Genomic DNA, 25,530 nt, shown 5'->3' with positions numbered 1-25,530 from the left:
TTGATATTTTAAACAAGGGTACCAGAATGATTCTGGTGCCCTTGTTTTTTACAGGTGGTTTTGGAACGCTTTTGGATTTACTTTTCTTTGTCAAAAAAATAATCACTATGCATATTAAGTTGGCTAAGCCTGTTTATGGGCTTTTTCTTTTAATGATACTTAGCAGTGAAATCTTTGCACAAACAGGAAGATTCCAACAAGCTGCTGATTATCAAATGGACGTCACTATGGACGTCGAAACCAATCAATACAAAGGAACGCAGGTATTGATCTACACAAATAATTCTCCTGACACGTTGGACCGGGTTTTTTATCATTTATACTATAATGCTTTTCAGCCAGGTAGTATGATGGATGAGCGGTCTAGAAGTATTGCTGACCCTGATCGCAGAGTTGGAGATAGAATTAGCAAATTGAAGCCAGATGAGATTGGTTACTTACGCGTGAGTAGCTTGACAATGAATGGTAAGCCATTGAAATATAGTGAAGTAGGGACTATACTTGAAGTAGAACTTACAGAGCCGATTTTGCCAAATTCAGATGTTAAGTTTGAAATGTCCTTCAATGGTCAAGTACCTCTACAAATAAGAAGATCAGGAAGAGATAGTGGTGAAGGAGTGAGGTATTCTATGTCTCAGTGGTATCCGAAAATGTCTGAGTATGATGAGCAAGGATGGCATGCGAATCCTTACATCGGTCGCGAATTTTATGGTATTTGGGGAGATTTTGATGTGAAAATCACCATTGATAAAACGTATGTACTTGGAGGAACGGGCTACTTGCAAAACCCAAATGAGATAGGTCATGGCTATGAAGATGAAGGAGTAAACGTAGCTCCTGCAAAAGGAGAGAACCTGACTTGGCATTTCAAAGCGCCTAAGGTACATGATTTTATGTGGGCCGCAGATCCTAAATACCGACACGATAAATTTCTTATGGAAAGTGGCGTGACAGTTCATCATTTATATATTCCAGGTGATGATGTTACTGAAAACTGGGTAAAACTGATGGATTATACTCCTAAGGCTATCGAGTTTATGTCTGAGCATTTTGGTCAATATCCATACAAGCAGTTCTCAGTGATTCAAGGCGGAGATGGTGGTATGGAATATCCAATGTCGACATTGGTGACTGGTGGTCGTAACCTCAATGGCCTAGTAGGTGTAATGATTCACGAGTTGGGACATAGCTGGTATCAGGGTGTCATCGCAACCAATGAGGCGCTTTACCCATGGATGGACGAAGGATTTACCAGCTATGCTGCTTCTCTAACCTCTTCTGCTATTTTCCGTCCTAGCGAAAACCCGCTTAGAGGTTCATATGCAGGGTATTATAGATTGGTGAGTTCTGGTAAAGAAGAGCCGATGAGCACTCACTCGGATCATTACAATACCAATTCAGCTTACAGTGCTGCTGCTTACTCTAAAGGTGCCGTATTCATGGCTCAAATGGGTTATATTATTGGCGAGGAAGCTAGAGACAAAGGAATACATAGCTATTTCAACAAGTGGAGCTTCAAGCACCCAAATGTGAATGATTTTGTACGCATTATGGAGAAAGAGAGCGGCTTGGAACTGGATTGGTACAAAGAATACTTTGTATATACTACCAAAACGATCGATTATGGAATTAAATCTGTAAAAGGCCAAGGTGAAGAGACTGAAATCACGTTAGAGCGAATAGGTTTAATGCCAATGCCTATAGATTTGGTCATTACATACAAGGATGGTACCTCGGAGATGGTTTATTTGCCATTGGAAATCATGAGAGGTGAAAAAGCTCCTGAAGCTGGAGCTCCTTCCAGAGCGATTTCCCAGGATTGGCCATGGACTAATCTTACTAAGACCATTACGATTAATAAAAAATCAGATAGCATCAAATCTATCGAGATTGACCCTAGCAAAAGACTCGCAGATATCAATGAGGACAATAATAAAGTGGAGTTTTAAACTCCATTTTATTTCATTACACATAAAAAAAGGTGACTAATTAGTCACCTTTTTTTGTTTTGGGAATCAACCTGCGTTCTTCATGTCTTGAACTTCTTTGCGAATGTCCTGAGCCATATTTTTCAAGTCCTGCATTCCTTTTCTAACTCGGGTACCTGCTGCCTGATTTCCCTTGTCATAGAACTTTTCAAAATCGTCTTTAAGAGAATTAACGAGTTCGCTTACTTCACTAAATTTGCTCATAGTAAAAGTGTGTTTTTAGAGTTGATGATAAGTTTATTTACAATTCAATATAGCCCAAATACTTGCTAAATCAATCCAGAGGGCATTTTTTTTGAATTATTTTTACTCACCAACCGAAATTGCAAACTCGGAATTTTTATAAATACCGCTGGTTAATTTCTCCTTTATTGCAGCAAATGCAGTGATCGTTTCTTTTACATCTGCCAAAGTATGAACAGCTGTAGGAATCAGTCTGAGGATAATCATTCCTTTAGGTATCACAGGGTAAATTACTACAGAACAGAAGATACCGAAGTTTTCTCTAAGGTCTTTTGTCAAGGCAGCAGCTTCACCGACAGTACCGTTCAGTACTACTGGGGTAACAGGAGAATTTGATTTCCCAGTGCTAAAGCCATTCTCATGAAGGCCTTTTCTAAGTGCGTTAACAATTGTCCAAAGATTATCTTTAAGCTCAGGCTGAGTTCTCAGTAATTCAAGACGCTTCAAGGCACCTTTTACCAAAAGCATTGGAAGAGACTTGGCGAAGATCTGAGAACGCATGTTGTATCTCAAGAACAAAATCACCTCAGGATCACCCGCAATGAAGGCACCAATACTAGCCATAGACTTAGCAAAAGTGGAGAAGTAAAGATCTACTTGATCCTGAACTCCTTGCTCTTCATCTGTACCTGCTCCGGTTTTACCCATGGTACCAAAACCATGCGCATCGTCAATTAGTAGTCTGAATTCAAATTTCTTCTTGAGCTCAACGATTTCTTTCAACTTGCCTTGATCTCCTGTCATCCCGAAGACTCCTTCGGTAATTACTAAGATTCCTCCGCCAGTTTCATTAGCAAGTTTGGTGGCTCTTTCTAATTGTTTCTCGCAGTTTTCAATGTCATTATGAGGGAAAACGTAACGCTTACCCAAGTGCATTCTAAGCGCATCGATGATACAAGCGTGACATTCAGAATCATAAACAACTACATCTTTTCTGTCTAAAAGCGAGTCGATCACCGACATGATACCTTGGTATCCGTAATTCAATAGGTAGGCTTTTTCTTTCTTGACAAATGCTGCCAATTCATCCTCTAATTGCTCGTGAAGGGTGGTTTGTCCTGACATCATACGTGCGCCCATAGGATAAGCGGCACCGTATTCAGCGGCCGCATCAGCATCAGCTTTACGTACTTCAGGATGATTTGCTAGGCCTAGGTAATTATTCAAACTCCAGGTTAGAACATCCTTCCCCTGAAATTTCATTCTCGGAGCAATTTCCCCTTCAAGTTTTGGGAAGGAGAAATAGCCGTCTGCAAACTCAGAGTGTTTGCCCAAGGGGCCCATGTTCATTTTTAATTTTGCAAATAGATCCAAAGCGTTTCGAATTTAAGTGATAATGGATTTAATGATCTGTTCATTAAAATCCGACAAAAATAAAACTTAAATGCCTCCCAAACAAAAATCGTTGGTGAAACAAGTGATTCTTAACAAAGCTCAGAATATTTTCTTTATTTAGCCAAAACCCAAAATATTAGCTTTTAATACCAGAGATAATGGCAAAAATCAAAAAAATACTTGTTGCAAATAGGGGAGAAATCAGCTTGCGGATTATGCGGACAGCCCGCGAAATGGGCATAGCAACGGTAGCTGTTTATAGTGAGGCAGATAGACTTTCTCCACATGTACTTTTCGCTGATGAAGCGGTATGTTTGGGTCCTCCCCAATCCGCTAAGTCCTACTTATTGGGGGAGAAGATCATTGAAGTGTGCAAGGATCTAGTAGTGGATGCAATTCATCCTGGGTATGGATTTCTTTCTGAGAATGCGGATTTTGCTAGAAAAGTAAGGCTGGCAGGATTGATTTTTATTGGTCCTTCTCCAGAAGCTATCGAAGTGATGGGATCTAAGCTTGCAGCGAAGCAGGCAGTAGCGAAATACAATATTCCCTTAGTTCCTGGTACAGAAGAAGCAATTTCTGACATTCCTGTGGCCAAAGCTCGAGCCTCAGAGATTGGTTATCCAATATTGATCAAGGCCAGTGCCGGCGGAGGAGGAAAAGGAATGAGGATAGTCGAGAATGAGGAGGAGTTTGAAGAGCAAATGCAGCGTGCAGTGAGCGAAGCTCAATCGTCGTTTGGTGATAGCGCAGTTTTTATAGAAAAGTACATTACTTCTCCCAGGCACATTGAGATTCAGGTACTGGGAGATCAGCATGGAAATATTGTGTACCTTTTTGAGCGGGAGTGTTCTATTCAGCGAAGACATCAGAAAGTAATAGAGGAGGCACCTTCAGCGGTGGTTTCGCCAGAGATGAGAAAGGCTATGGGCGAAGCAGCAGTAGGCGTGGCGAAAGCATGTGATTATTATGGAGCTGGTACGGTGGAATTTATTGTGGATGAGAAATTGGACTTCTATTTTCTGGAAATGAATACCAGACTTCAGGTAGAGCATCCTGTCACAGAAATGATCACGGGGAAGGATTTAGTACGAGAGCAGATTTTGGTGGCTGAGGGTAAGTCACTATCATTTTCTCAGGATGACCTGAAAATTAACGGACATTCACTGGAAATTCGTGTTTACGCTGAAGATCCATCAAATAATTTCCTTCCAGATATTGGGAGATTGACTACCTATAAGCGGCCACAAGGAGCTGGAATCAGAGTAGACGATGGATTCGAAGAAGGAATGGATATTCCCATCTATTACGATCCTATGATTGCGAAGCTGATAACGCACGCAGAAAATAGAACCGCTGCAATTGAAAAGATGGTACGCGCCATCGATGATTATAAGATTGTTGGAATTCAGACTACACTAGAATTCTGCAAGTTTGCGATCACGCATGAAGCATTTATAAGCGGAAATTTTGACACCAAGTTTGTAGAGAATTATTTCACTCCATCAGTGTTGGATCAGCAGTTTTCGGAGTCAGAGTTGGAATTACTTTCTGCCTTGGCAGTGGAGTTTTTTACTAAGAACAAGACTTCGGGAAATTTCCAGTCTGATTCAACAGCCAAGGAGGAATCAGCGTGGAGAAATAGGCTTCAGTAACATGGCAGAGATATTACCAGTGAAAGCTTGGCGATATGCTGAAGCTTTGACGCCTAAAATGGAGGAATTAACTGCACCGCTATTTGATGTAGTTTCAGCAAGACAGCGGCAGTTACTCTATGAAAATCCGCTAAATAGTATTCATCTCTCCGTACCTCAAGGAAGTGATCCTGCTCAAAATGCTCTGGAAACAGTCATCAAATGGAAAAGAGAAGGAATCATCGAGCAGGATACTTTGCCAGGGATTTATGTGTATTATCAGTACTTCAGACTTCCGGGAGAGCATGACGAGCGTTGCAGAAAGGGATTTATAGCGCAGATCAAGGCTTATGATTGGAGTGATGAAGTGATTTTAAGACATGAGAATACCATCGTGTCTGCGGTGAATGATAGAATAGAACTCTTGAGTAAAACACAAATCCAAGCGAGCCCAACTCATGGCTTATATGTGGATCCTGAGGAAGAGCTCGAGAAATACATGGATGAGGTGATTGCTGCGCCTTTGTATGAACTTGAAGATTACCAAGGCGTGCGCGAAGTCATGGCTGTGATTCAGGATCCCGTGATTATTCGGGAGTTTGTTCAGGTATTAAAAAATAAGCAGGTGATTCTTGCTGATGGACACCACAGGCTAGAAGGAGCTATTGAATATAGAAAATCGATGCAGGGTAAACTGCCTGATACTAAATGGAAAGGCTATGATTATCACCTGATGTATCTCACAAATACGAGTGGAAATCATCTGAAAATCCTTCCAACACATCGGCTGTTTTACGGATTGGAGCTATCACAAGAAGAGTTTCTCGAAAAGATCAATCAATGGTTTATTGTGAAGAAATTTGCAGATCCTGAGGAATTGGGTGCGTATGCTTTTCATAAACAGTATACCTTTGGATTAGTAATGGGAGAGGAGAGCTACACCTTGCACTTGAAAGCAGGAAAAGAGAGTGAGATCAACCAGCATTTGCCCGAGAGCATTCGAAAGCTTGATCTTGCAGTGCTTCATGAGGTGCTTTTTGCGAAGATTTTGGGCATTGCAGTGGCGGATCAAAGAAATTCTGACCAGCTAGTTTACGAACGTAATTTCTCCAGATGCATTCAAGAAGTGCGCTTAGGTAAAGCAAGTTTCGCGGTGATTACTCGGGAATTAGAATTAGCACAAGTATTGGAAGTTTGCAGGAGTGGTGAAGTGATGCCACAGAAATCCACCTATTTCTACCCAAAAGCACTCGGCGGATTACTATTCGCCAGTATTAAACAAGATGAATTTGAATTCGAATATGGAGCCTTTTTTAAGTAACCTTAAAAGCAAAAAAATTATACTAGCCTCTAATTCCCCGAGGCGTCAGGAGTTATTGAAAGGGTTGGAAGTGGAGTTTGAGGTGAAAGTCAACTCGGTGGATGAGACAATACCGAAAGATATACAAGCAGAATATGTAGCAGCTTACCTTTCTAAGTTAAAGTCAGAAGCATTTGACGACGAGCTGGCTGAAAACGAGATCTTAATCACTTCAGATACAGTTGTGATTTCTGATGGTCATGTGCTAGGGAAGCCAAACTCAGAAGAGGAAGCTTTTGATATGCTGAAAAGTCTTTCTGGTGCCACTCACTCAGTGATGACAGCAGTCACGTTTAGAGATAAAACAAGACAAATCACGCTGGAAGATGAGACGATAGTGACGTTCCGGTTTCTGGAAGAAGATGAGATCTGGCATTACATTCATAGATACAAGCCCATGGATAAAGCTGGTGCGTATGGAATTCAGGAATGGCTTGGGTTTATGGGAGTGGAGAGAATAGAAGGTTCATATTACAACGTGATGGGATTTCCGCTGCACCTGATCTATACACAACTTAAAAAGTGGCAATAAAGTCTTATGATTTAGGATATCTAGCTACAATAAAAACCCCGGTGAAACGTAGTTCACAGGGGTTTTTATTGTTAAAAAGTGAAAAGAATACTCTTTCGAATTCTAACTATTAATCTTTTTTGATTGCTGTGATTTTGCCTTCTACAGGAGCTACTTTATCACCTTCCTTCAGATCTTTACTTACAATGAAATAAGGTCCTGAGATGATTTGATCTCCTTCAGCTAAGCCTTCCAATACTTCGATATTCTGAAAATCAGAAATACCGGTTTTGATTTCTTTTATTTTGGCAACGCCACCATCATTGATAAAAACCAACTCCTTTGCACGGGTGGTCCCAGCTAATAAAGTGTCTTGCTTACTCTCACGTGTGGTCACAGCAGCCAAAGGAACAGAAAGCGCATTGTTTTTGGAGTTTGTAAGGATCTCAACAGATGCAGTCATTCCTGGACGGAAAGGGTATTTTTTTCCTTCGTCAACTAGATCTTGGTAAGAATCATTCAAGATTCTGATTTTCACTTTGAATTCAGTAACTGCGTCTGAAGATGCTTTTGCATTGGCGGTGTTAGCAATACTGGTCACTATGCCTTTAAACGTCTTACTGGTGTAAGCATAGGCATCTACATCTATTATAGTAGTGTCTCCCAAGCTCAATCTTACGATATCATTCTCATTTACATCGACACGAACTTCCATTTTAGATAGATCCGCAATAGTCAACATTTCAGTCCCAGCCATTTGCTGAGTTCCTACTACACGTTCCCCTTGCTCCACCAAAAGGTTGGAAACAATCCCGTTCACAGGAGAGTAAACATTGGTCAATCTTAGATTTTCAGATGCTTCATCTACAGATGCCTGAGAACTTTTCACTACGAATTCTGAGGCACGAACACTTTGTTTGGCTGCTTCTAAATCTTTTTGGGCAGAGATGAAATCTGCTTGAGCCTGTTCAAAATCGGCATCAGAAATAGCCTTTGATTCATACAAAGTCTTTTGTCTGTTGAAATTTTGCTCCGTTTGAGTGAATTGCGCTTCAGACCGCTGAAGGGCAGCACGGGATTGAGATAGATTAGCTTCCTGCTGACTGAAGTTAGCTTTGGTTCTGTCCAATGCAGATATGAAGTTATCAGGTCGGATTTTCACTAGAAGCATTCCAGAAGCGACAGAATCACCTTCTTTTACATTCAAGGAGATAATCTCACCTGCCACATCAGGACTAAGGTTTACTTCTACTTCAGGCTGAATCTCTCCAGATGCACTTACTTTCTCTACAATAGAGACTCTTTTCACAGTGGCTACTTCTACTTGAGTTTCTTTTGCTCCGCCTATCCATCCAGCATTTTTAGCGATTACAGCAAAAATAATTAGGACTACTATTCCACCAAAGAGGTAATACAATAGCTTATTTGATTTCTTATTGGCCATGGTTTAATTAAGATTAATTGGATTGCCCAGGTAAAAATCTAGAACTTTTACTCTGAAAATGTAGGTGTATTTGTCGTAAACAAGTTGAGATTGAGCAGAAAATAGGTTGTTTTGAGCCACCTGAAAATCTACTGAATTTATAGCTCCCAATTCGAAGCGTTGCTGTGCGATTCTAAATGATTCTTCCAAACTCGTAATTCTAGTCAGTGAAGCTTGGTAAGATTGCTCAGATGCCAACGCATTTGTGAAAGCAGTTTCTATGTCCTGTCTCAATTGGTTCTTAGCTTCCAATTCGGCGACTTCTGCCAAACTCTTTTGAACATTTGCACGCTGAACGCTTGCTTTATTGTTCATTCTAGAGAATATCGGAACACTTAATTGTAAACCTGCAGCCTGAGAAAAGTTGATGTCTAGCTGTTCTCCAAATTTTGCTTCATAAAGATCCACATAGTTTGTTCCCAAATTTCCAAATATTGATAACGTTGGATAATATCCTGCTTTGGCCATTTTAATTCCATATTCTGCACTTAGAACTCCTAGTGATGCAGCTTTGATTTCTGGCATGGTTTCTACGGCAGTCTGGTAAATAGTAGAAGATGACTCAGTTACCATAAATGTGTCATCCACAGTTAGTTCTGGCTTCTCAATTTCAAAATCGCTTGTATAAGGGATTTGCAGTGCTTGTGCCAAAGTTAATAAAGAACCATTCAGGGTTGCCTTTGCATTGATCAAATCCACATTATTTGTGGCTAATTGAGCCTGCAGATCCAGCTGATCCGAATATGGCAATGAACCTGCATCCACTAATTTAGTGGTCCGAGCCAATTGATCTTGAGTCGTTTTGAGTTGGTTCTCAGAGATTTTTACTTGCTCTTGATTAAAAACTACATTGACGTAATAATTAATCACATTTAGCGTAATGGTGTTTTTAGTAGCTTCAATATTAAAAAGCCCCTGCTCCAAAATAGTCTTAGTCTGATTTACCGTGTTGTTAATTCTGCCGCCATTAAATAAAGTAGCATTGGAAGAAGCGTTCAGGTTAATGTTACCGATTCGCTGGGTTTCAAACAAGTTGGTAGCCGGGTTGATGGATCTACCCCAGTTAAAATTAGATGAGCCACCAGCTGTTAGACTTGGGTATCTAGATCCCTGATTTTGAAGTAAGGTGGCTTCATTAGAGAGTTGATTTAGTTCACTTCTTTTTAGTGTCAGGTTGTTTTTCAAAGCAACTTCAACAGCAGTTTCCAAATCAATAGGAAAGGAAGGGGTAACTGTTTCTTGTGCGAATGATGAAAAACCAATCCCAGTCACCAAGGCAAAGCCTAGTAGGAATTTTCTCATTGTGTAGTTAAAGGTCAATGTCAGGTATATAAATTAATTCGGTAATCCAGGATAATGATTTTAAATAGGTAAGCGTAATTTCTTGGATCCCAGAATCCATTTCTATCACGTGGCAAGCAAGATCATTTTTGCCTTTTCTGGAAACAGACATGGTGGCAATGTTTGCTTTCTCCTGCGCGATTACTGCTGATATGAAGGCAATTGCCCCTGAGATATCTTTAGCTTTAATAATAAGTGTATGATCTGCAGCTGAGAAATTAGCTGTAAATCCATCTACTTCTGAAATGTTGATCACTCCACCACCCAAGCTTTCACCTACCACTTCTACCGTTCGTTCTCCTTTTCTGAGGTTAAGTTTGATCGTATTAGGATGATGTATCGATGAATTACCTATTGATTTAAAACGATACGTAAATCCATTTTCTTTAGCTATTTCAAGTGAATTTTTGATGTTTGCATCGTCAGTTTTAAAGTCCATCAACCCTCCGATAATAGCCCGATCACTCCCGTGCCCTTCGTAGGTTCTAGCAAAAGAGTTGTAAAAGGTAATAGATGCATCGTCAGGTTTTCCTCCCAAAACACGAACTGCAGCTCTTGCGATTCTCACTACCCCAGCGGTATGTGAAGAAGATGGGCCAATCATTATAGGTCCAATCATATCAAAAACGCTACTTTTATTTGCCATCCGGTTCTTTTATTCCAATTTTGGTGCTAAGGTAAAATCGTTCTAGGTATTTCATACAAGAAATGAGGTTTATTGTATTAAATGCTAGTTAAATGGTCACATATTTAAATAGTTTAACATCTTAATTTATCTACAAAATGGTCTTATGACCGATTGTGAACACTTTTATGACCGAAATCGAAACAATCTTTCAAAAAACATCCGGTAATGAAATTTGGTCAGCTGATGCGAAAGTAAAGTTCCCTAATCGCGCAATGAGCTATGGAGATGGATTATTTGAAACTATGGTTTGGAATGGGTATGAAATTAGATTTTTTGACAAACATATTCAACGTTTGAAGTCAGGAATGTTAATTCTTGGGTTAGATCAGGAAGCGATAAATGAGAAAGAGCTTCTTGATTTGTTTGCTGCTGAATTCCCAAATCAACGAAAACGTATTAGATGGAACGTGTCCCGGGCTGGGTCTGGAAAATACACCCCTGAAACCTCTGAAATTGAACAAATCCTTCAAGTTACCGAATTTAAGACCGCCCCTTCGGTGAAGCAGAAAGCTGATGTTTCGACGAAAGTCCAACTTTTCCCCACACTTTGGAGCTCATTTAAGTCTCTTAATTCATTGTCCTATGTATTAGCAAATCAAGAAAAACTTGAACGAGGATTGGATGAAATGATCTTACTTGATTACCGTGGTTTCATATCTGAAGCTAGCATAGCTAATATTTTCTGGACAAAGGATGGGATGGTTTTTACTCCAGCTTTAAGTTGCAGCTGTATCAATGGGGTTAGTCGCCAAGTGATATTGGATATCCTAGATCAAAAAAAAATACATTTTGAAGAAGGAGAATATTTAATTTCAGATTTGGAACTTGCAGATCGAGTTTTTGTAAGTAACTCATCTGGAATCAGCTACTTAAGTGAGTTTAGAGGGGCGGAGTTTTTGACTGATCCCTTAGAATTTCTCCAACTAATATTTGATTAATTTTAATAAGACACTTTTTATTATCCAGCTTATCTTGAAAATATTATCTTTATCGTCCTATTCTAATAAGATTAGTAGTTTACCCAAACTAACTGCCCAAAACCTAACCTAATATTTATGCTCTTAGAACCTTTAGATTTAGCCGTCTTTATTGGCTATTGTTTGCTCATCATCGGGATGGGTATTTTTGTTTCCCGTGAGAAGAAAGGCCACGTAAAAAATTCTTCAGATTACTTTCTTGCCTCCAAAGCCTTGCCATGGTGGGCGGTAGGAGCTTCCCTGATCGCATCAAATATTTCTGCCGAACAATTTATTGGGATGTCAGGATCTGGATTTGCATTGGGATTGGCTATTTCCACTTACGAATGGATGGCTGCAGTGACTTTATTAGTAGTCGCTATTTTCTTTCTACCTGTTTATATTAAAAAGGGCATTTATACCATGCCTGGTTTTTTACTTGATCGTTATGACACACGGGTAAGAACTACAATGGCCATCTTCTGGCTGCTTCTGTATGTATTTGTTAACCTAACATCGGTATTGTATTTAGGTGCATTGAGTTTAAATACTATTCTTGATGTGCCTATGGGGTATGGAATTGCTGGTTTGGCGCTATTTGCCATGATTTATTCTATCTATGGAGGTCTGAAAGCTGTAGCTTGGACAGATGTGATTCAAGTGGTTTTCTTGATCGCAGGCGGTCTTGCGACTACTTACATTGCGCTTCAGATGGTAGGTGGCGGTGACGCTTGGGAAGGCTTAGGTCTTTTAAGAAGAGAAGTTCCAGGACACTTCTCAATGATTTTATCCAAAGGAGAAATGATGATTCCTGATGGGTCTGGAGGAACGCGCGACGCATATCTTGATCTTCCTGGAATTTCTGTATTGGTGGGAGGTATGTGGATCACTAACCTCAGCTATTGGGGATTCAATCAATACATCACCCAAAGAGCCTTGGCTGCCAAGAGTTTGGATGAAGCTCAGAAGGGGATGATTTTCGCTGGTTTCTTGAAATTGCTTATGCCTTTGATCGTAGTGATTCCGGGTATTGCGGCTTATGTGATTGTAAACAATGGCATAGACGTAGGGTTCATTGAATCTATGAAAGACCCAGTTACTGGTCTTGTTAAATCCGATAGAGCATACCCAACTTTACTTCAATTGTTACCAGTTGGATTGAAAGGTCTTGCCTTTGCAGCATTGACAGCTGCGATCGTTTCATCGTTGGCGTCTATGGCGAATAGTACATCTACCATTTTCACGATGGATATTTATAATAAATACATCAAGAAAGACGCTTCTGAAGCCAATCAAGTAAAAGTTGGACGAATTACAGCGTTGGTTGCTTTTGCTGTAGCCTCCATCGTCGCTCCGGCTTTAGGAGCACTTGATCAGGCATTCCAGTTTATCCAAGAATATACTGGTTTCATTAGCCCAGGTGTATTTGCCATTTTCTTCTTTGGTGTTTTCTGGAAAAAAACAACTTCAAATGCCGCTTTGACAGGTGCTGCTTTGAGTATTCCGCTGTCAGTACTTTTGAAGATTATATTTCCTGCGCTTCCTTTCCTCGACAGAATGGGAGTAGTGTTCTTAGTTTTAGCCGCATTGATGATCATCATTAGCTTGGTAGAAGGCAAAGGGAAAAATCATCCAAATAGCATCGACATCAATAAGGATCTGTTCAAGACAAGTACCACGTTCAAAATTGGTGCGGTTCTGATCGCTGGTATCACAGCGGCATTATACATTGTATTCTGGTAAAATAATTTTAGATGAGACGTTTATTACTAGGGATTGACATCGGGAGCTCCTCTGTCAAAACCTCCTTGCTTGATGCAGATACAGGTAAGGCTTTGATTTCAAAAGCTTTTCCTGAAGAGGAAATGATTATAGATTCCCCTGAAAAAGGCTGGGCAGAGCAAGACCCAGAGACTTGGTGGAAATATGTACAGCATTCAATACGCTATGTGATCAATAAGGCAGCCGTGAAAAAAGGCGAACTTAAAGGAATCGGAATAGCCTATCAAATGCACGGATTAGTTCTCGTTGATAAGGATCAAAATGTCCTCAGACCATCTATCATTTGGTGTGATAGTCGGGCAGTAGGAATTGGAGAAAAGGCGTTTAGAGAGCTTGGAGAAGAGTATTGCCTAAAAAACCTGCTCAATTCCCCCGGGAATTTCACAGCTTCCAAACTTCGCTGGGTCATAGAAAATGAGCCAGAGCTTGCGTCTAAAATTCATAAAATGATGCTTCCGGGAGATTTCATTGCGATGAGATTAAGCGGAGAGATTTGCACTTCTGAAACTGGGTTATCCGAAGGGATTTTCTGGGATTTTCAGAAAAATGGCTTGAGTGAAAAAGTTCTAGACAACTATCAAATCTCCAAATCATGGATTCCTGAAGTAGTTCCTTCCTATTCTATACAAGGAAGAGTATCTGCCTTTGCATCCGAGGTAACTGGGATCGAAGAAGGAGTGCCTATTTCATACCGTGCTGGAGATCAGCCAAACAATGCATTCTCGCTTCAGGTATTGAAGCCTGGAGAATTAGCTACTACTGCTGGTACCTCCGGAACTGTTTATGGAGTTGCGGATAAGCCACTTCATGATCCTTTGTCAAGAGTTAATACCTTTGTACATGTCAATCACTCTGAAGCAAACCCATCTTATGGTGTATTACTTTGTGTGAATGGAACGGGTATTTTGAATAGCTGGCTGAAGAAAACCATGGGCGCAGCTCATATCGAGTACGATGAAATGAATAATCTTGGCGGTTCTGCACCTATTGGTTCAGAAGGGCTGACTTTCATTCCTTTTGGGAACGGTGCTGAGCGTATCATGCAAAATAAGCATGTTGGAGCGCATATGATGGGATTAGATCTCTTGAAACATGATAAACGACATATGATTCGTTCCGCTCAGGAAGGTATTGTTTCAGCGCTTACCTTTGGGTTCAGAATCATGCAAGAAATGGGTCTTGACCTCAATACTGTAAAGGCTGGAAAAGCAAACATGTTTCTGAGCCCAGTTTTCAGGAAGACTTTTGTTCATATGAATAAAGTAGTACTCGAATTATATGACACTGATGGTGCTCAGGGAGCTGCAAGAGGTGCCGGAATTGGGGCAGGAGTATATGCCAATGAAGCAGAAGCGTTCCACGGACTTGAACTGCTTGAGACAGTGGAGCCAAATGAACATTTCTTTGACCAATACGAAGAAGTATATTCCACTTGGAAAAATCATTTGGAAGCAATCCAAAAAATGGATTAAAAAGAATGTGATTATCCGCTCCTGAAACCATTGCGGATATTAAACTTAAGAAATTTCAAACCTATAAAAACCTAATAAATCTCAGTAAAATGTCAAAAACTTATTTCTCGTCAATCGACAAAATCCCTTTCGAAGGTAAAGAAAGTGATAACCCATTAGCATTTAGATTTTATGATGAAAATCGTATCATCGGTGGGAAAACAATGAAGGAGCACTTCAAATTTTCTATTGCTTATTGGCATTCCTTCTGCGGAACTGGTGGAGATCCGTTCGGCCCAGGTACTATCGTACATCCATGGGATGCGGCTGCTGATCCTATTCAGCGTGCAAAAGATAAGATGGACGCGGCTTTTGAATTCATCACCAAAATAGGGGCACCATACTATTGCTTTCATGACATTGACTTGATCGACGAAGGAGCAAATCTAGCCGAGTATGAAAAAAGAATGCAGATCATCACAGAATATGCTAAGCAAAAGCAGGCGGAAACTGGTGTGAAATTGCTTTGGGGAACTGCCAACGTATTCAGCAATCCCCGCTACATGAATGGTGCTTCTACCAATCCTGATTTCAATGTAGTTTCTTATGCAGGAGCGCAGGTAAAAAATGCAATTGACGCTACTATTGCCCTTGGTGGTGAAAACTATGTGTTCTGGGGTGGCCGTGAAGGTTATATGTCTTTGTTAAATACCGACATGAAGCGTGAGACTGAGCACTTAGCTCAATTCCTAACTGTAGCTCGTGATTATGGTAGAAAGAATGGTTTCGAAGGAACCTTCTTCATCGAGCCAAAGCCAATGGAACCAACCAAACACCAGTATGACTACGATGCTGCTACAGTAATCGGGTTCTTGAGACAGCATGGATTGGACAAGGATTTCAAATTGAATATCGAAGTGAACCACGCTACTCTAGCAGGTCACACATTCCAACATGAGCTACAAGTATGTGCGGATGCAGGTATGCTTGGAAGTATCGATGCTAACAGAGGTGACTACCAAAATGGATGGGATACTGATCAGTTTGCGATGAACTTACAGGAAATGACCGAAGCTATGTTGGTGATATTGACCTCGGCAGGTATCCAAGGCGGTGGAGTGAACTTTGATGCGAAAATCAGAAGAAACTCAACTGATATGGATGATCTTTTCTTGGCACATATCGGAAGTATGGATGCATTTGCAAGAGGGATGCTGATTGCTCAGGATATCTTGGAGAAATCTGACTACCTAGAAAGAAGAAAGAATCGCTATGCTAGCTTTGATTCTGGAAAAGGTAAGTCTTTCGAAACAGGTAATTTCACGCTGGAAGACTTGAGAAACCATGCTGCTGAAGTAGGTGAGCCTCTTCAGATTAGTGGCAAGCAAGAATACTTCGAGAATCTATTGAATAGATTTATCTAAATATCTTTTATAAATAATTTCTGAAAGTCCGGTTGAGAGTTGTCAACCGGACTTTTTTGATGTAAAATAGTACCTGGTTTTGTTAAAAATTGAGATGGAGATACAATTTTCCCTTTAATTCTCATAATTTGGCCCCCATAGTTACTGGTGTATGAAAGGAAATGTGGTAAGTGGAATAGCTTGTGTTTTGATGCTTTGGGCGGGATCAGTTTTTGGTCAGGCTGAAGTAGAGAAGCTGGTGTTTCGAAACCTGGATGAAAGTCTGGGATTATCCAATTCCAATATTCTGAGCATGATCAGAGATGCAGATGGGATGATGTGGTACGGCACAGCTTACGGTCTATATAGATATGATGGTACGCGCACTAAAGTTTTTTTGAATACCAAGGATTCCACATCCATTTCGCACAATAACATCAGCAAGATTTTTGTAGGGCCAAAGGATAAACTTTGGGTGAAAAATGTCAACGGGATTTATGATATCTACAATCCTGAAAACGAGCAATTTTCTAGGGGTGTTACGGTTTTTTCTTCCACCTATCACCTAGCTTCTGATTCAGTGGGAATGCTGATGAAGGACCGCCAAAGTAGATTTTGGTTTACCCACCCAGCCAAAGGTCTCAGTATTTATGATGAAGAAACTGGAAAGACTAGCTATGTGCAAAAGACAAACGAAAAGGGGAGCCTTTCCTCTAATCAAATTGCAGCCATAGCAGAAGCCCCTGATGGAATGATTTGGGTAGTCCACAGTTCCGGAATCATTGATTTGCTAGATCCAAATCGCCTGATAGTCACTAAAACATTGAAGCTTCCAAAAGGGAAAATTCCCGCTGTTGCTACTTATGAAATCATGGTTGATTCGGATGGAGATGCCTGGATATTTGATCCTGAGCGTGATTTGGGGGTTTTTCGAGTTGATGGATTTTCGAATACTATAGAAGCCAATCAGGAAGATCAAGGTACTTTTTGGTTGAACAATAATATGGTGAAGGCCATCGTAGAATCTAAAAAAGGGCAGATTTGGTTGGGAACAGATCATGGAGGAATCAATGTACTGGATAAGGCTACAGGAACTGTCAAGTATCTGACGGGGGAGAATTCACAGGATAATTCTATGCCTCACAATGTGATCTATTCTTTGTATAAAGACAACGAGGACATTATCTGGGTAGGTACGCATAAGAAAGGTGTTGCATACTATCATCAAGGTCTACTGCGCTTTTCACATGTGCGAAAAAATTTCGCTGATCTGAATTCGCTTCCATTCAATGATGTCAATGCTTTTGCAGAAGATAGTTTAGGAAACCTATACATAGGTACAAACGGCGGAGGGCTTTTTTATCACAACAGAAAAACTAATACGTATAAGCAATTCAAGCATGATCCCGACAATGCGTCAAGCTTAACTGGTGACGTGATTGTGGATTTGATTATAGATCGGGAAGGGGTTCTCTGGGTAGGAACCTATTTGAATGGCTTGGGAAGTTTTGATGGAAAAGAATTTAAAAATTACCAGTATTTGCCTGAAAATACATCTGGGATTCCCGGGCCAAGTATATGGAAACTTTTTGAGGACAGTACTGGCAAAATATGGATAGGAACATTGCGTTCAGGGATTTCTATGTTGGAAAAAGACAGGAAGACATTTCATAATTACCCAGCTGGGAGTGCTCCATTTTTCACCAATAATCAATACATCACAGGCTTCGCGGAAGACAAAGATGGTAACATTTGGGTGTCTGGTGGAAGCGGTCTGAATATGCTGAATTATGAGACAGGCCAGAATGCTTTTTATTCCGAAACCCAAGGGAATGGGTTCATAGATTCGAATATCAGCGATCTGTTTGTGGACAGAGAAGGGGTATTGTGGGTCACTAGTATGAGTGGCTTGTACTATTTTAATAAACCTGATAGCTCATTTGTACACTTTGGTGAGGAGGAAGGGCTTCCTACAGATTATCTTGTTGATTTGCTGGAGGACAATGACAGCAATCTCTGGATAAGTACTCAGATGGGCTTAAGCTATGCAGAAGTTAATCGTAATGAGAATCCATACAGCATTACTTTCCAAAACTTTGATCAGAAAGATGGTCTTCAAGCAGCTTTATTCAACAAAAATGCAGCGTTAAAAACCAGGAATAACGAATTCATTTTTGGTGGACCAAATGGCTACAATATTTTCAAATCCGAAAATTTTGCTTTCGAACGTAACAATCCAGCTGTTGTATTTACCGACTTCCAGCTCTTCAATGAGGAGGTGAAAGTAGGGGATATGCTTTCCAACCGAGTTCTGCTTCCAAAATCTCTGGAGAATATGGACAAGTTAGTATTGAGACATGATGAGAATATTTTTTCCATTGGTTTCAGTGCGCTGAATTTCCTTTACCCAGAAAAAAACAAGTACAGATACAAGTTGATTGGCTTCAATGACGATTGGATCTATCTCAACGATGACCTGGCAAAAGTGACCTTCACTAACCTTGATCCTGGGAATTATACCTTGATCGTGCAGCCGGGGACAGTTTTGGATGGCTGGAGCTCTTATGAGTACAGCTTGGATATTAAAATTCTGGCTCCGTTCTGGAAGACACCGATTGCATATTTCTTGTATCTAATGGCTATTCTGGCTTTTATTTTCTATTTCAGAAACTCTTTTCTTACTCGTCAACGTGAAAAATTTGAACGTGAGCAAGCAATGCTCGAAGCCAAGCGAGTACAGGAGTTGGATCGCTTGAAAACCAAGTTTTTCACCAATCTCAGCCATGAATTCAGAACGCCACTTTCCTTGATTTTGACTCCAACGGAGCATTTGATTTCAGGCACTGAAAACACAGGATTGCTTAGCCAATACAAGATTATTCAGCGCAATGCCAGGAGATTGCTCAAGCTTATCAATCAACTGCTGGATGTGAAAAATGTAGAAAAGGGGGGCTTAACTTTTCATCCTTCAGAAGGCGATGTGGTCCAATTTATCAAAGATTGCGTGGCTGATTTTCATGAATTGTCAGAGAACAAGCATATTCATCTGAGTTTTGAGACCAATACCCATGGTCAACAAGCTATTTTTGACCAGGACAAGTTGGAGAAGATCATTTTCAATTTACTTTCCAATGCCTTTAAGTTCACGCAGGAAGACGGTGCAATTACGGTTGCCCTAGAGCTGCAACAGGAAAATGAGGAGAAGGGGATTTTGATTCTGTCGGTATCAGACACAGGAGTGGGGATTTCGGTGGAAGATCAGCATAAGATTTTTGAGAGGTTCTATACCACAGAAGGTCATGGACAGCAGTTGAATCAGGGGAGTGGCATTGGCTTGTCCTTAGTGCAGGATTTTGCACGAACTATGAAAGGAGAGATCACCGTGGAGAGTGAGCCAGGCATGGGGTCTGTGTTCACACTTAGTATTCCTTTGGCATTGATTATTCCGGAGAATTGGGAGGAAGATGATGAGGAGGCGGCACTTGAAGGAGGCGGACTGAAGGAAGTGATTTTGATAGCAGAAGATCATGTGGAGTTTAGGAATTACCTGAAGGATTGCTTGACTGATACCTATCAAGTATTTACTGCAAATAATGGGGCTCAAGGTTGGGATTTGGCGCAGCAGCACATCCCAGATTTGATTATTTCAGATTTGATGATGCCGCAGATGGATGGGAAGGAGTTTTGCCAAAAAGTGAAAGGGGATATTAAGACCTCGCACATCCCTGTGATCTTGCTTACGGCTAAAAAATCTGAGGAAGCGATGCTTCAAAGTTTGGATAGCGGTTGCAATCTATACTTGACCAAGCCGTTTAATCTGGAGATTTTGCAGCTTAGTATTAAAAACCTTTTGCGTGAGCGAAATGTAATCCAGGAGCAAAATAGAAACAAGATTCAGATCAATGCATCGGAAGTGAAGGTCACCTCGCTTGACGATCAGTTGATTCAAAAAGCAGTGGCGGTAGTTGAAAAACACATGGAAGATCCGCAGCTTTCGGTAGAATTCCTCAGCAAGGAATTGGGGATGAGCCGAGTTCATTTGTACAAAAAACTCCAGTCAATCACTGGAAAAAGCCCTATTGAATTTATAAGACTTATCCGTTTGAAGCGTGCGTCACAACTGTTGGAGAAAAGTCAGTTGAACGTATCTGAAATCGCCTACATGGTTGGATACAATAATGCCAAGTATTTTGCGAAGCACTTCAAGGCAGAATTTGCTATGCTTCCATCAGAATATGCCGCTAAGCGACAAGAAATAGCTACAGAGTAATAGAACTCTTTTAGCTAACTCGCTCATCGATAGCTTGAGGGATAAAAGTAAACAGAGCTCTACTTTTTGCTGATCTACTTCATGAAATAATAGACATAGCTCTACTTTTTGCTGACAAAGCTCATGGAATTCTAGACATAGCTCTATTTTTTGTTGAATTGTGTCTATTAAAAGATGACCCATGTCTAGAAAAAGATGACAGAACGAACATATTTAACGTTCATTACCCTAATCAGAAACAATTGATACCCGAGATGGAGAATAGGTTTGTGTAAAATTGGTCTTTCAATTAACATAACCCAACCCATGAAAAAAATGCTAGTCATCGCAGGTTTGATTCTTTCATCCTGTACTGAAGCTTCTGCACCTGACCCCATACCAACAGCACCTGTAGTCACCACACCCGATCCAGTCGGTGAAGTCCAGTACTTTGGCCAATTGAAAGTGACAGATGGTAAACTGACTGATAGTACTGGCGAAGCGGTGATGCTAAGAGGAGTGAGCTTTGGCTGGCATAACTGGTGGCCGAGATTTTACAATACTTCAGCAGTGAAATACCTGAAAAGTGACTGGAATGCTAATATGGTGCGTGCTGCGATGGGAGTAGACCCTGCCGATGCCTATCTAGAAAACCCAGAGTTTGCTATCGGGAAAATCAAAGCTGTAGTGGACGCTGCTATCGCTGAGGATATGTACGTGATCATCGATTGGCATAGTCATGATTTATATCCTGAGCAAGCGAAGGCTTTTTTCATAGAGATGGCACAAACCTATGGCGACAGTCCCCATGTAATCTATGAGCTTTTCAATGAGCCTGATTACGAGACTTGGGAAGAAGTCAAAGCCTACAGCGAGGAAATCATCACTGAAATTAGAAAATATGATCCTGACAATTTGATCTTGGTGGGTTCGCCTACTTGGAGTCAGGACATTCATATCGTAGCTCAGAATCCTATTTTGAATCAGGAGAATATCATGTACGTTTTACATTTCTATGCAGCTACGCATAAGGACTATTTACGTGAGCGAGCGGAAAAGGCCTTCAAAGATGGTTTGCCGATTTTTGTAACTGAGTGTGCCGGTATGGAAGCCACGGGAGACGGGCCTATTGACACTGCGTCTTGGAATGCTTGGCTTAGCTGGATGGAAAGCAGAAAAATCTCTTGGGCGGCTTGGTCTATTGCAGACAAAGATGAGACCTGCTCTATGGTTTTGCCTTCGGCATCCTCAGAAGGAAACTGGACAGAAGCACAGATTAAGCCTTGGGGTCAAGTGGTCAAAAAAGCGCTAGAAAAGAATCTGAATTAAGACATAGAGAAATTGTCAAGGCTCAATTTTCAAACTCAACTTTCAAGTGGATAACTACTGAACGGAGAAAGGCAAGGGTGTGGCAATGTTAAGGAATAACACTTCTGCAGATTGAAGAGATTTGGATTATAAGGAATAGAAACTCTACCATTCAAATGGCGACATCAACGCTATCCTCTGAGTCCTTTGCGGTTAAAAAAAGAATTATAATGGAAAAAAAACATGATTTCAAAAACAAAAAAACAGCCTTTAAATGCTTTATGCAAACGATTTCGGAGAGGTTAACATTTGATACCCCTATTAAAAACATTTGAATACCCTTCAGCTAGTGTACTAAAACTACATTTATTCGGATCAAAAGCAGTAAACCCAAAAACCAGATCCCATTCCATTACTATTGAATTATACAATTCAATTCGTATCGAAAATGCAAGTTCGATGCTAGGAATACTTCTCAGTTTTTGGTGTTTGTTACGATGATTTTTAAACAAAAACCCAAACTGAATTAAGCAAAAACTACTACCTATTAAACCTAGTTTTACCTCGGGAAAATCTTTTCCTGCTCAATACCTACTTACCAATTTCTTACAATTAAACCCCTCATGATGAAAAAACTATTACCACTTTGGCTCATGCTTCTGGTAGGTGTAGTTCAAGCTCAGGTCACGGTCAAAGGAACCGTGGATGCTGTAGGCGATGGACTTGCTCTCCCAGGTGTAACAGTGCTGGTGAAAGGAACCACTACTGGTGTAGCAACTGAAGTTGATGGAACGTATTCGATTACTGTTCCTTCTTCTGAATCCGTCCTGGTTTTTAGCTTTATTGGCTACAAAGCTCAGGAAGTCGTAGTAGGTAATCAATCCACAATTAACATCTCCATGGAAGAAGATATGGCTTCTCTGGATGAAGTTGTAGTGGTAGGTTACGGTACTATGAAAAAGCGTGATATGTCCTCAGCACAGGTATCTGTGACTTCTGAAGATATAGAACGTACAGTCAATACAACTGTAGAGCAAGCCCTTCAGGGTCGTGCTGCTGGTGTATATGTGACACAAAATACAGGTGCTCCAGGAGGAGGTATTTCTGTAAACATTCGTGGTGTTAACTCTATTGGAGGTACCAACCAACCGCTCTATGTAATTGATGGTGTTCAGATTCAGCCTGCTGCTGTTTCTTATGGTAACACTTCTTCTACAAATCCACTGGCTGGTTTGAACCCAAGTGATATTGAATCTATGGAAGTGTTGCAAGGCCCTTCTGCAACGGCGATTTACGGGTCTAGAGGCACAAATGGTGTTATCATGATTACTACTAAGCGTGGTAAGGCAGGTGACACCAAAATCACTTATAATTATCTGTACACGCTTCAGGATAAGCCAGAAAATCTAGACGTTATGTCATTGAGCCAATATGCTACAATGACTAATGATATCCGCGAAATTACTGGTGGTGATCCTCCAGCCGCATTCTTGGATCCTACGCTCTTGGGTGAAGGAACTAACTGGCAAGATGCGCTTTTCAAAACAGCGCCATTGAACAAACATAACATTACGCTTTCTGGCGGGGATGAAAAGACTAAGTTTTACATTTCAGGTGAATACTTCAATCAAGAAGGTGTAGCGATAGGTTCTTCCTTTGATCGTTACTCTTTTAGAACAAACATTGACAACCAAACTAGAAAATGGTTGAAACTAGGTTTGAACATGCAATTGTTCCATACGGATGAGCAGTTGGCAACTGGTAGCTCTGATGTAATCAACAATGCTATCCAGATGGCTCCTAACGTACCAGTAACAAATCCTGATGGTTCCTGGGGCGGAGCGGATCCTGTAAATGGATCAAGCTTGCAGTTTACTCCAGCTAACCCGATCGCTTTGGCTAATCTATTGGATAGAAGCTACAAAAGAAGAGGTGCCCAAGGTGGTTTCAACGTAGAAATTGACATTGTGAAAGGGCTGAAGTTCCGTTCTATGGTAAACGCCAACGTTAATTATAATAACGGTCACTTCTTCACTCCAACCTATACGCTAGGTGTAGTGACTAACGATACAAACACCCTATCTGAAGAATCTAGCAATAGCTTCTATTGGAACTGGAATCAGATGTTTACCTACAACGCAGTTTGGGGCAAGCATGCTTTAGACTTGATGGCCTCTCATGAGGCACAGGAATCTCAATATGAATACTTGAATGCTGGTAGAGTAAATTTCCCTTCCAATGATCTTCAGGAACTAGGGCTTGGATCTGCACAAGGAGCTACTAACAGCGGTGGTGCGAATAGCTGGGCTATGGAGTCATTCTTTGCGAGAGCAAATTATACCTTCAATGAGAAATATATCCTTTTGGGTGCATTCAGAGCTGATGGTTCTGCCAATTTCGGTCCTGAGAATAGATGGGGATATTTCCCTTCTGTATCAGCAGCCTGGAGAGTTTCTGAAGAGAACTTCTTACAAGGAGCTACCTGGATGGATGAGTTTAAAATCAGATTTGAAACTGGCCTTACGGGTAACCAAGGAGATGCAGGTGCAATTTTCGCGCCGCTTAGTTCGCCAAGTGTTCCTACTCCATGGGGTGGTGGATTCTTGGTTCAAAGATTTGGTAATCCAAACTTGAAATGGGAAGAGACTTCTACTGTCAACCTTGGTTTCAACTTGAACTTGCTTAATAACAGACTTCAGATTGAAGGTGATTTCTATTTGAAGAAAACTGACAACTTGCTTTTACCTAATCCGCTACCTTGGTACATGGGTACATCTGCTGAAGGAAGCATCGGTACTCCTACTGTGAATATTGGAGCTCTTGAAAATAGAGGTTACGGTATAACTATCAACACGATCAACATCGATAACAGAGCAAGTGGATTCTCTTGGAGTTCTAATTACAACTTCTCAGGTTTCAAAACTGAAGTGACCAAATTTTTCTCTGAGACGGCTTTCATTGATCGTACAGCGTGGTGGTTGAACAACTTTACTGCAAGAGCAATTCCTGGTCAAGCGCCATGGTTGTTCTACGGCTATCAGGCAGATGGTTTGTTCCAATCTCTTGAGGAAGTAGAGACTAGCGCTAGACCAGTAGATAACTCAGGAAATCCTATCCAAGTAGATCGTGATAATGGTATCTACGTAGGTGACATCAAGTACAAGGATATCAACGAAGATGGTGTGATCGATGAGCGTGATCAGACTTTCATTGGTAACCCTTGGCCAAAATTTACTTTTGGTATGACTCAGCAATTTGCTTACAAAGGCTTTGCACTTGACATCTTGTTTACAGGAGCTCTTGGAGTTGATATCTATAATTACAATAGATTCCTCAACATCAACCCTAACAACGTGAACTTGGGTAGAAACATGCTTTTGGAAACATACGATTACGCAAGAATCGAAATGGATGAAGCAGGTAATCCTTTCATCTCAAATTCGGATACAGAAATTCCTAGAATCACTGCCACTGATCTGAATGGAAATGGAACTAGGATCTCTGACAAATATGTGGAAGATGGTTCTTATGTCAGAATTAAAAACATCAATCTTTCTTATGTGTTCCCAGATGAATTGCTAGGTAAACAAAATGTAGTTAGAAGTTTAAAATTGGCATTCGGTGTACAGAATGCATTCACTTTCACCAAATACAAAGGATACGATCCTGAAGTAGGTGCTTCGATTGGTAACAACGTATCAGCTGGTAATCAATTGATCGGTGTGGACTACGGTAGATATCCTCAGACGAGAATGTACACATTCAGCTTAGGTGTAGACTTCTAATCCAAAAATTATA

Annotated in this window: 16 protein-coding genes; 11 read left to right on the top strand and 5 right to left on the bottom strand. The window is 40.7% G+C overall.

The annotated features are described in order from the left end of the window. The first annotated feature begins 107 nt into the window (after positions 1 to 107). Positions 108 to 1,949, top strand: coding sequence for a M1 family metallopeptidase (locus AACZ87_RS05480; RefSeq protein WP_339865843.1), 1,842 nt, complete (start codon positions 108 to 110; stop codon positions 1,947 to 1,949). 66 nt (positions 1,950 to 2,015) lie between these two features. Here the strand turns inward: AACZ87_RS05480 and AACZ87_RS05475 are convergent, their stop codons facing one another. Together AACZ87_RS05475 and AACZ87_RS05470 are read right to left on the bottom strand one after the other, a co-directional pair. Further along, entirely contained in the window at positions 2,016 to 2,192 is a 177-nt protein-coding gene (locus AACZ87_RS05475) for a histone H1 (RefSeq protein WP_111611123.1), read from the bottom strand. Positions 2,193 to 2,294: 102 nt separating this feature from the next. Next, positions 2,295 to 3,545 (bottom strand): aminotransferase class I/II-fold pyridoxal phosphate-dependent enzyme, encoded by a 1,251-nt coding sequence (locus AACZ87_RS05470; protein ID WP_339865612.1) that lies wholly within the window; start codon positions 3,543 to 3,545, stop codon positions 2,295 to 2,297. A 179-nt stretch (positions 3,546 to 3,724) separates the two neighbouring features. Here AACZ87_RS05470 and AACZ87_RS05465 point away from each other — a divergent pair, with 179 nt between their 5' ends. The 3 genes from AACZ87_RS05465 to AACZ87_RS05455 are packed head-to-tail and all read left to right on the top strand — an operon-like array spanning position 3,725 to position 7,092. After that, positions 3,725 to 5,221: an acetyl-CoA carboxylase biotin carboxylase subunit gene (locus tag AACZ87_RS05465; protein ID WP_339865611.1), complete on the top strand. Its 1,497-nt coding sequence runs from the start codon at positions 3,725 to 3,727 to the stop codon at positions 5,219 to 5,221. A 1-nt stretch (position 5,222) separates the two neighbouring features. Continuing rightward, complete coding sequence (locus tag AACZ87_RS05460) at positions 5,223 to 6,521, top strand: DUF1015 domain-containing protein (RefSeq protein ID WP_339865609.1); 1,299 nt, start codon at positions 5,223 to 5,225, stop codon at positions 6,519 to 6,521. Then, positions 6,502 to 7,092: a Maf family nucleotide pyrophosphatase gene (locus AACZ87_RS05455; protein WP_339865607.1), complete on the top strand. Its 591-nt coding sequence runs from the start codon at positions 6,502 to 6,504 to the stop codon at positions 7,090 to 7,092. Before AACZ87_RS05460 ends, AACZ87_RS05455 begins: the two co-directional genes overlap by 20 nt. A 109-nt stretch (positions 7,093 to 7,201) precedes the next feature. Here the strand turns inward: AACZ87_RS05455 and AACZ87_RS05450 are convergent, their stop codons facing one another. The 3 genes from AACZ87_RS05450 to sdaAB are packed head-to-tail and all read right to left on the bottom strand — an operon-like array spanning position 7,202 to position 10,541. After that, positions 7,202 to 8,515, bottom strand: a complete 1,314-nt coding sequence (locus AACZ87_RS05450; protein WP_339865605.1) for an efflux RND transporter periplasmic adaptor subunit — start codon at positions 8,513 to 8,515, stop codon at positions 7,202 to 7,204. A gap of 3 nt (positions 8,516 to 8,518) precedes the next feature. Then, positions 8,519 to 9,856, bottom strand: a complete 1,338-nt coding sequence (locus tag AACZ87_RS05445) for a TolC family protein (protein WP_339865604.1) — start codon at positions 9,854 to 9,856, stop codon at positions 8,519 to 8,521. 7 nt (positions 9,857 to 9,863) lie between these two features. Further along, on the bottom strand, positions 9,864 to 10,541 hold the full coding sequence (gene sdaAB, locus AACZ87_RS05440) for an L-serine ammonia-lyase, iron-sulfur-dependent subunit beta (RefSeq protein ID WP_339865603.1): 678 nt from the start codon (positions 10,539 to 10,541) through the stop codon (positions 9,864 to 9,866). 167 nt (positions 10,542 to 10,708) lie between these two features. Here sdaAB and AACZ87_RS05435 point away from each other — a divergent pair, with 167 nt between their 5' ends. From AACZ87_RS05435 to AACZ87_RS05405, 7 genes are all read left to right on the top strand, one after another. Further along, positions 10,709 to 11,521, top strand: coding sequence for an aminotransferase class IV (locus tag AACZ87_RS05435; RefSeq protein ID WP_339865601.1), 813 nt, complete (start codon positions 10,709 to 10,711; stop codon positions 11,519 to 11,521). A gap of 117 nt (positions 11,522 to 11,638) precedes the next feature. Then, positions 11,639 to 13,282 carry a sodium/sugar symporter gene (locus AACZ87_RS05430; RefSeq protein ID WP_339865599.1) on the top strand — a complete coding sequence of 548 codons (1,644 nt, stop codon included), beginning with the start codon at positions 11,639 to 11,641 and terminating at the stop codon, positions 13,280 to 13,282. Between the two features lie 11 nt (positions 13,283 to 13,293). Further along, a complete protein-coding gene (locus AACZ87_RS05425; protein WP_339865597.1) occupies positions 13,294 to 14,793 on the top strand; it encodes an FGGY family carbohydrate kinase in 1,500 nt (499 codons plus the stop codon). A gap of 89 nt (positions 14,794 to 14,882) precedes the next feature. Continuing rightward, positions 14,883 to 16,196, top strand: a complete 1,314-nt coding sequence (xylA, locus tag AACZ87_RS05420) for a xylose isomerase (RefSeq protein WP_339865595.1) — start codon at positions 14,883 to 14,885, stop codon at positions 16,194 to 16,196. A gap of 151 nt (positions 16,197 to 16,347) precedes the next feature. Beyond that, a complete protein-coding gene (locus AACZ87_RS05415; protein ID WP_339865593.1) occupies positions 16,348 to 20,445 on the top strand; it encodes a two-component regulator propeller domain-containing protein in 4,098 nt (1,365 codons plus the stop codon). 306 nt (positions 20,446 to 20,751) lie between these two features. Next, positions 20,752 to 21,753 (top strand): glycoside hydrolase family 5 protein, encoded by a 1,002-nt coding sequence (locus AACZ87_RS05410; protein ID WP_339865591.1) that lies wholly within the window; start codon positions 20,752 to 20,754, stop codon positions 21,751 to 21,753. 605 nt (positions 21,754 to 22,358) lie between these two features. Beyond that, positions 22,359 to 25,517 (top strand): TonB-dependent receptor, encoded by a 3,159-nt coding sequence (locus tag AACZ87_RS05405; protein ID WP_339865589.1) that lies wholly within the window; start codon positions 22,359 to 22,361, stop codon positions 25,515 to 25,517. Positions 25,518 to 25,530 lie beyond the last annotated feature (13 nt).

This window comes from uncultured Algoriphagus sp. (genome assembly GCF_963974365.1).
In the GTDB taxonomy this organism is placed as follows: Bacteria; Bacteroidota; Bacteroidia; order Cytophagales; family Cyclobacteriaceae; genus Algoriphagus.
This window is presented reverse-complemented; position numbering and strand designations above follow the sequence as displayed.

What these genes read in the sequence shown, in the direction of transcription:
- AACZ87_RS05480 (WP_339865843.1), top strand. Translation starts at nt 108, where the DNA reads ATGCATATTAAGTTGGCTAAGCCTGTTTATGGGCTTTTTCTTTTAATG.
- AACZ87_RS05475 (WP_111611123.1), bottom strand. Translation starts at nt 2,192, where the DNA reads ATGAGCAAATTTAGTGAAGTAAGCGAACTCGTTAATTCTCTTAAAGAC.
- AACZ87_RS05465 (WP_339865611.1), top strand. Translation starts at nt 3,725, where the DNA reads ATGGCAAAAATCAAAAAAATACTTGTTGCAAATAGGGGAGAAATCAGC.
- AACZ87_RS05460 (WP_339865609.1), top strand. Translation starts at nt 5,223, where the DNA reads ATGGCAGAGATATTACCAGTGAAAGCTTGGCGATATGCTGAAGCTTTG.
- AACZ87_RS05455 (WP_339865607.1), top strand. Translation starts at nt 6,502, where the DNA reads ATGGAGCCTTTTTTAAGTAACCTTAAAAGCAAAAAAATTATACTAGCC.
- AACZ87_RS05450 (WP_339865605.1), bottom strand. Translation starts at nt 8,515, where the DNA reads ATGGCCAATAAGAAATCAAATAAGCTATTGTATTACCTCTTTGGTGGA.
- AACZ87_RS05445 (WP_339865604.1), bottom strand. Translation starts at nt 9,856, where the DNA reads ATGAGAAAATTCCTACTAGGCTTTGCCTTGGTGACTGGGATTGGTTTT.
- sdaAB (WP_339865603.1), bottom strand. Translation starts at nt 10,541, where the DNA reads ATGGCAAATAAAAGTAGCGTTTTTGATATGATTGGACCTATAATGATT.
- AACZ87_RS05435 (WP_339865601.1), top strand. Translation starts at nt 10,709, where the DNA reads ATGACCGAAATCGAAACAATCTTTCAAAAAACATCCGGTAATGAAATT.
- AACZ87_RS05430 (WP_339865599.1), top strand. Translation starts at nt 11,639, where the DNA reads ATGCTCTTAGAACCTTTAGATTTAGCCGTCTTTATTGGCTATTGTTTG.
- AACZ87_RS05425 (WP_339865597.1), top strand. Translation starts at nt 13,294, where the DNA reads ATGAGACGTTTATTACTAGGGATTGACATCGGGAGCTCCTCTGTCAAA.
- xylA (WP_339865595.1), top strand. Translation starts at nt 14,883, where the DNA reads ATGTCAAAAACTTATTTCTCGTCAATCGACAAAATCCCTTTCGAAGGT.
- AACZ87_RS05415 (WP_339865593.1), top strand. Translation starts at nt 16,348, where the DNA reads ATGAAAGGAAATGTGGTAAGTGGAATAGCTTGTGTTTTGATGCTTTGG.
- AACZ87_RS05410 (WP_339865591.1), top strand. Translation starts at nt 20,752, where the DNA reads ATGAAAAAAATGCTAGTCATCGCAGGTTTGATTCTTTCATCCTGTACT.
- AACZ87_RS05405 (WP_339865589.1), top strand. Translation starts at nt 22,359, where the DNA reads ATGAAAAAACTATTACCACTTTGGCTCATGCTTCTGGTAGGTGTAGTT.